The organism is uncultured Campylobacter sp. (assembly GCF_938045205.1).
Classification (GTDB): Bacteria; Campylobacterota; Campylobacteria; order Campylobacterales; family Campylobacteraceae; genus Campylobacter_B.
Map to the genome: position 1 here is coordinate 38,092 of NZ_CALIMY010000112.1, position 6,686 is coordinate 44,777.

Here is a 6,686-nt window from a genome sequence, read left to right on the forward strand (position 1 = left end):
AATAGAAAAAATGTAACAAAATAGCGATATATCGGCGAGATAAATCTATTTCAAAATAAAATTTATCTAAAATCTACGCACGGTACAGATGGGCTTAATTGAGCTTTATTCTTGAGTTCATTTTTAAACCGCAAAATTTACGAAGCCGAAATTTGCCGTGCAAGCGCCGTTAATTTAAACGCGCCGAATAAATTTAACGAGCAAAATTTAGATGCGCCGAGCCGGTTAAAATTTCGGCGCGTTTATCCTCACGGTTTCATCGGTATCAAAAATATAGGTCTGTGCCGCCTCCGCGATATCCTTCGGCGAGATGGAATTTACGATCGTTTCAAAGGTCTTAAAATCGGCGATCTCCTCATTCCAAAGCGCGTATTTTACGAGCGCATCGTTCCAAAACTCGGGGCTTTCGCGAGCGATGCGAGCCGTGATTATCTGAGATTTTTTAAAATTTTCAAGATACCGCGCTACGTCCGATCCGCCGCCTGCGATTTCTGCAAAAATTTCCCTGATTGCGGATAAAATTTGATCCGTATTTTGCGGCGCGCAGGAAAACGAAATATGAAGGCTCGAGTGCTCGTAGGGGATACGGCTTAGGCTCGAAGCGACCGAAAAGCCGTAGGTGCGCCCCTCATCCTCCCTGATACGCTCTCTAAGGGCTTCCTGAAGCACCGAAGCCAGGGCTGAAATTTTAATTGCATTTTCAAGCGAGTACGGAGCGGATCTGTTTATCGCGGTAAGTGCGACGTCGCTTCTAGGGGAGTTCTGATAGTTGCGCACAAAAACGTGCCGTCCGCTTAAGCTGCGAATTCCGTCGTCTTTAAAATCCTCGCGCTCGCCGCGAGCAGGCAAGCTCGCCAGATACTTTTTTATTAGCTCTTCGGCGTCTTTTAATTCAAAATCGCCGCTAAGCACGAAGGTGTAGGACGCGACGTTGCTAAATTTATCATAGACGATCTTTTTTAGCTCCTCCGCGTTGAGCGCTTTGATCTGCGCGGCGCTTAGAGGGCGCATTCGCGCATTGCCGCCGTAGAAAAACTCGCCAAATTCCCTGCTAAATTTATACCCGGGCAGCTTCTCGTTCCGCGCAAGCTCGTCGAGCGATTTTATCTTTAAATTTTGCAGCGCCTTCTCGTCCGTGCGTGGGGAGCTAAGCTCCAAGTTTATCGCTTCCAGCAGCCATTTGAGATCCTGCGAGCCGCAGTTTCCATAAAATCCGTGCGAGAATGCGGAGATATTTTTGCGGTAATTCATCTGCCGCCCGCTTAAAATTTGCGAAATTTCATAATTGTTAAACTCGCCCGCGCCGCTTTCGTTTGCAAGCATCGCGGCAAAACTGCCAAGCCCGGGGTGCGCTAGATTGGACATTCCGCCTCTGCTTACCGCGGCGAACGAGATGAAATCCTTGCGCGTCTTAAGCGGCTTTAAGATCACGGTCGCGTTATTTTCAAGCAGGTAAGTATAAAATTTAAATCGCGGCTCAAAGCTTTTGCTTAAAATTTTGCCCTCCGGCAGGTTTTCAGAAACCAAGCTATCCGGTAGCTTGTTATACGCGGCATGCGTATTTATCGCCTTAGCGCCGCTTCGCAGCTTTTTAAATTTGGCCTCATTAAGATTATATCCGGAGCCGCTAAAGACGCTTGCGTGCACCTCGCCCAGATCCGTAAGGCGCCTAAATTCTAAATTTAGCTCCTCCAGGCTGATCTCGCGCAGCAGCTTTACGTCCAAATCACGCTGTTTTGCGGCGCTAGGCAGGACGGCCCCTGATTTTACGGCATGAAGAATCTCTCTTGCAAAAAACGCGGAATTCGCGCTTTTTTTGCGCTCGAAGGCGCTGTGCCGCGAGCCGATCAAAGCATCCTTTGCGTGGGCAAAATCGCGCGCATCAAAGCCGCTATCTCGCAAGCCTTTGATTAGCCCGAGCGCCTGCGAGATCGCGCCGTCAAAATCTCCGCCCAAAACGGCGACGTCAAAGCTATAGATCGTTTTTTGAAACTGCAAATTCGATCTGGAAAAATTAACGCGCAACAGCGCGCCCTCGCTAGCTTTCGCTCGCTCGTAAATCGTAGAAATAAGGCTTGAGATAAGCTCGCTTTTTAAAATTTTTCTCTCATTCGCCTCACTATTTGGTGGCGCGAATTCCTCCCAAAACGAAATTTTGACGGAATTTAGCGATGTTTCGTTCGTATCGTAATTGTAAATTTTCAAACCTTGCCTCGCCGGAATGCCCATATCCGGGCGGGCGTAGGAGCTTGTATTTTTAAGAGGCGAAAAATTTTGCTTTAGCAGTTTTAAAATTTTGTCCCTTTTAAAATCGCCCACGGCTATAAATTTCATAGATCTGGGCTGGTAAATTTTTTGATAAAGCTCCTTGATTCGCTGCGCGCTTACGGATTTTACGACCGCCATATCGCCGATCGGCGCACGATTAAAATACGCGCTGCCGCCGTAAAGCTCCTCATCCATCCGCTCGTAAAGCCTCGCAATCGGCGTATCGCGACTGCGCGCCTCCTCGATTATGACGCCTCTTTCTTTTACGAGCTCGAGCGGATTAAACTCCACTCCGTCCGCAATCGAAGCAAAAATTTTAAAAACGTCCTTTAAATTTTCTTCGCTAACGGCGATGTTAAGCGTGTAAATCGTGCTGTCGTAGCCCGTCTGCGCATTTACGTCGGCGCCGAATTTCACGCCCAGGCTCTGTAGCTTTTTGATAAGCTCGTTTTTGCTAAAATCGCGACTTCCGTTAAAGGACATATGCTCTATGAAATGCGCAAGCCCGCGCTCATTAGGGGTCTCATCGATCGAGCCCGCATCCACGATGAGATAGAAAACGGCGGAATTTTTAGGCACGGAATTTTCTAAAATATAGTACTTAAGTCCGTTTGGCAGCGCCCCTCGCAGGACGGCTTCGTCCCAATCAAGCGCAAAAGCTCCCGCACAAAGCAGTAAAAATAGTAAAATTTTTCGCATTTAAGCCTTTCATTTATTTCTAGTAAAATTCCGCCTCGCAGATATTTCGGCGAGCTTTTCTCTTTCGGCTTATCAAGCTGCCCGTCTGCGCCATTCTGCGCTATTTTTTAGATTTATTCGCTTTGACCCGTCAGCCTGCGATATTTCTTAAATTTGCCAACTTTTAAGCCGCATGCTCGCGCGCCGATCTTTGGTCCGCTTCGCGAGTTTACCGACTCTAACTCCATACCACGCGGCTGCTCTCGTTTGGCGCATCACCCAAATCGGCAAATGCATTGATATTTATCTGCGCGGCGGCGCGACAGCATAGCGGCGCGGACGCAAATTTTAAAATTTACTTGCACCAGGGCTAAATTTAAAAAGCGCGAATCGGTAAATTTTAAAATTTTACGCCAAGCGCGGCGGGCTACTAAGCTTTGAAATTCTATAGCCAAATTCCGCAACAGAGCCCACACGCTTTCATAGCGAGACGGACGAACATTTAATTTTACATCGCCCTATTCTCGCTACGCGCTGTTTTAGCGCGTAGCGATCAAACAAGCCACTAACGCGCAATCTTGGCATCTTCGCCGTATGCTATTCTGTTTCTCATCTATAAAGGCACCGCCGCAAACTGCCGTTTGCTGCAAGATAAAATTTTAGCCTAAAGAGCATTAAATGAAAATTAGTATAAATAAAATGTGAATTTTTTGAAGTTAAAAGGGAATTTCAGATTAGATTAAAATGGCCGGGAGATAGGGATTCGAACCCCAGGAGGCTTTCACCTCAACGGTTTTCAAGACCGCCGCTTTCGACCGCTCAGCCATCTCCCGATTAAGGGCGGGTGGACCCCGCCGAAAGTTCGCGCAGGTTGGGACCTACGCGTAGAATTTATTCGGTTTTTTCTCCGACCCACTCGGCGCCGTTGTGAACCTTTTCTTTGGTCCATTGAGCCGCATTGTGTGAGTCCTCTTTTACGCCGTGCCAAGTATTAGAGCACCCGCTAAAAACCATCAATGCCAAAAGAGCTGCTAGTATGTATCTCATAATAACTCCTTTTTAGGATCTGGAGGCGACACCCGGATTCGAACCGGGGATCAAAGCTTTGCAGGCTCATGCCTTACCACTTGGCTATGTCGCCACGCCAGCTTATTAGGTGGTGCCCGGAGCCGGACTTGAACCGGCACGGAAAAAATTCCGAGGGATTTTAAGTCCCTTGCGTCTACCGATTCCGCCATCCGGGCACGTTTAATACAAAAACAGAATGTAAAATGGAGCGGGAAACGAGAGTCGAACTCGCGACATCAACCATGGCAAGGTTGCGCTCTACCACTGAGCTATTCCCGCGCAAAGAAATGAAATATTACCCAATGCAAGCTTAAAATTTCATTTTATAGCGGCCTTTGCGGAGAAAATTTTGGCACAGCGCCTGAATTTAAAAATTTTGTAAGTAAAATAATGTAAAATTACAAAATCTTTATTGGGGTTATAGCTCAGCTGGGAGAGCGCTTGAATGGCATTCAAGAGGTCGGCGGTTCGATCCCGCTTAACTCCACCATTTAAGCTATTTTAAAGCTTTAATCACTTCTTTTAAATCTCTTTTACTTCTTTTAAATACCGATATCTAGGGCTTTTAGTAATTTTAATTATTTTTGTTTCTTTTTATGTTATAATTGTTTTAAAATAATTCAGTTAGTTATTAGGTTAGTTAAAAACCTATTTACAGAAAGAGCGATAAATATCGCCCAAAAGCCCTTTGGCACATATATCGCACAAAAACGAAAAATGGTATAAGCGAGAGCTATATCGCAAAAATCATTAAGATGAACGAAAAATATATACCTCCATCTTTTGACGAGCGCTATATAAAGACGATGAAATATAGCGATATTTTAGAATTTTGAACCAAAATAATCCGAGTTCTAGTCGTCTCAAAGCGCTTCATCACCTAATAAACGATATAGAAAAGTCTTTGCAATAAATTAAATTTTAATGGAAGGAGAGATTATGTCATTTATAGATGAAGATTACGTAAATATCGTGCCGCAGGATCTGCTAGAGCGCGGTATTCGCTTAAGAGAGGAACTCGGTTTTTATGAAATCGCTTGGAAATTCGACGATGTAATGGAGGTGCTTAAAATCACAAAAAGTAAAGATATGGTTATCCTCGGAGGAGACGTATATCGCTTAAGCGGTAATAAGCCCATAATCACAGGCGATGGCTGGTACACGAACAAGGGAGATGACGATGCATTCGAAGTGGCGATCGAATATATCACTAAGTATCGCGCTAGAAATGGAGATGACTTTGCATACTGCCCGACTATTTGTCCATATACAATCCTACAGGAGCCAAATGAACAAACAGAAAAATGATCAATAGCTGGGATACCAAAGCGGAAGACGACAAAGCATTCGAAGTGGCGATCCAATATATCACCAATTATCGCGCTAGAAACGGAGATGATTTTGTATATTGCCCAGCCATTGGCCCTGGGCGGGTGTCTAAATGAAAATTTCATAAGGATTTAGCAAATATAACGAAGCATAAAAGTACGCCGCCGCATGGATGAAATTTGGCGAATAGCTACGGCGGGTTTTATTCAAGTCATATTTTAAAACAATAAGGAGCTGTATGCCTAAACATGAATTTTTACTCAAAAAGACAAAAGAAAATATTTTCTCTAAAGGGCATAGTGTAGTAATTAGCGATGATCTGATACTTCATATTTCGTACTCTCTTGAGTGGGTGCAAACCACATGGAACGATGAGGTAAATTTGAAAAAAGGTCTAAATTACTATGGCTATAGCTGGATAGAAGATAAAGCTAAATTTAGAGATATAATATGCTGTTGGAGGTCGCTTTTCTTGGGCGCAGATGAGCAGATTGTTTTTGATAAAAACTGCGCGCTAAATAAATTCTCGGTTATCGAGCAATTAGACGGCCTACTGGAACTAATCGATTCGGCAATTAAAAATGATTTATATATTTTGCATTTAGGGATTTAGCGAGTGCGCGGCGATTTAATAATAAAACAGAAGAAAGACCATGAAAAGAAATTATAAAAAGATAATACCCGTAAGAGGTAGAAGGAAATTTTCGATTAATAATTTTAGAGAAATTTTCGCGGAGGGCGATATATTGCAGATCGATCAAAGGCGGTTTTTATTTTGTAACTGGAATAACTTGCTGCGTATAAACGGCGATAAATTAGGCGAATTCATAATATTGCCGCCGGAAGCTAATGTGAAAAATAATAATGGTTTGATTTCTAAAAAGTGGGTATTGGAGAATTTAGATTTTATATGTGATACCGAGCCATCCAGAAATATAAGCATATTTTCTTATTACGATAGCTCTGTGACCGAATACAAAAGGATAAATGATAAAATTCCCGCAAAATTTACTTATAAATTTTTAGAATTCAAAGACGATCTAAAAAATGGAGATATTATAGAGTGTCACAAGGCTTTTCGTCCATATGATCGAAAGATAAAATTTATCGTCGCAACCGATACGGAAGGATGCCCGAGACTACCCTATCTGGAGGGGTTTTATTCAGGTCTATTTGCGCCTATTGGCTATAGCGATAAAATGCGCTCGAATAAAGGACGGGAATATGCGATAAGCTCAAGTTGGCTAATTAAGAACTGGGAAGCCGCCTTTGTCGGTAATTGCGATATAAGGCACACTTATGTAAATTTACAAAACCGAAAAGAGGTTTTAAATTTTACCGAT

Annotated in this window: 5 protein-coding genes and 5 tRNA genes; 4 read left to right on the plus strand and 6 right to left on the minus strand. The window is 43.6% G+C overall.

Annotated features, from left to right (window positions below):
• Positions 1-225: 225 nt before the first annotated feature.
• The 6 genes from Q0198_RS07015 to Q0198_RS07040 all read right to left on the minus strand — a co-directional run bounded on the left by Q0198_RS07015 (position 226) and on the right by Q0198_RS07040 (position 4,293).
• The gene (locus Q0198_RS07015; protein WP_297896438.1) at positions 226-2,967 is read right to left on the minus strand and encodes an insulinase family protein; all 2,742 of its coding nucleotides are present in this window, start codon (positions 2,965-2,967) and stop codon (positions 226-228) included.
• Positions 2,968-3,691: 724 nt separating this feature from the next.
• Positions 3,692-3,779 (minus strand) — tRNA-Ser (locus Q0198_RS07020).
• 58 nt (positions 3,780-3,837) lie between these two features.
• Positions 3,838-3,993, minus strand: a complete 156-nt coding sequence (locus Q0198_RS07025) for a hypothetical protein (RefSeq protein WP_177387338.1) — start codon at positions 3,991-3,993, stop codon at positions 3,838-3,840.
• A 20-nt stretch (positions 3,994-4,013) separates the two neighbouring features.
• Positions 4,014-4,087, minus strand: a tRNA-Cys gene (locus Q0198_RS07030).
• Between the two features lie 16 nt (positions 4,088-4,103).
• Positions 4,104-4,190 (minus strand) — tRNA-Leu (locus Q0198_RS07035).
• Positions 4,191-4,218: 28 nt separating this feature from the next.
• Positions 4,219-4,293: transfer RNA gene (locus Q0198_RS07040), tRNA-Gly, on the minus strand.
• A gap of 135 nt (positions 4,294-4,428) precedes the next feature.
• Between Q0198_RS07040 and Q0198_RS07045 the strand changes: the two genes are divergently transcribed.
• The 4 genes from Q0198_RS07045 to Q0198_RS07060 all read left to right on the plus strand — a co-directional run.
• Positions 4,429-4,504: transfer RNA gene (locus Q0198_RS07045), tRNA-Ala, on the plus strand.
• 449 nt (positions 4,505-4,953) lie between these two features.
• On the plus strand, positions 4,954-5,322 hold the full coding sequence (gene imm40, locus Q0198_RS07050) for an Imm40 family immunity protein (protein WP_297896440.1): 369 nt from the start codon (positions 4,954-4,956) through the stop codon (positions 5,320-5,322).
• 259 nt (positions 5,323-5,581) lie between these two features.
• Positions 5,582-5,956 (plus strand): hypothetical protein, encoded by a 375-nt coding sequence (locus tag Q0198_RS07055; protein ID WP_297896442.1) that lies wholly within the window; start codon positions 5,582-5,584, stop codon positions 5,954-5,956.
• Between the two features lie 40 nt (positions 5,957-5,996).
• Positions 5,997-6,686: hypothetical protein (locus Q0198_RS07060; protein WP_297896444.1), on the plus strand; the 690-nt coding region annotated here is incomplete at its 3' end.

Bases quoted from the DNA above. Each gene is read 5' to 3' on its own strand.
- Q0198_RS07025 (WP_177387338.1), bottom strand. From the start codon at position 3,993: ATGAGATACATACTAGCAGCTCTTTTGGCATTGATGGTTTTTAGCGGG.
- Q0198_RS07055 (WP_297896442.1), top strand. From the start codon at position 5,582: ATGCCTAAACATGAATTTTTACTCAAAAAGACAAAAGAAAATATTTTC.
- Q0198_RS07015 (WP_297896438.1), bottom strand. From the start codon at position 2,967: ATGCGAAAAATTTTACTATTTTTACTGCTTTGTGCGGGAGCTTTTGCG.
- imm40 (WP_297896440.1), top strand. From the start codon at position 4,954: ATGTCATTTATAGATGAAGATTACGTAAATATCGTGCCGCAGGATCTG.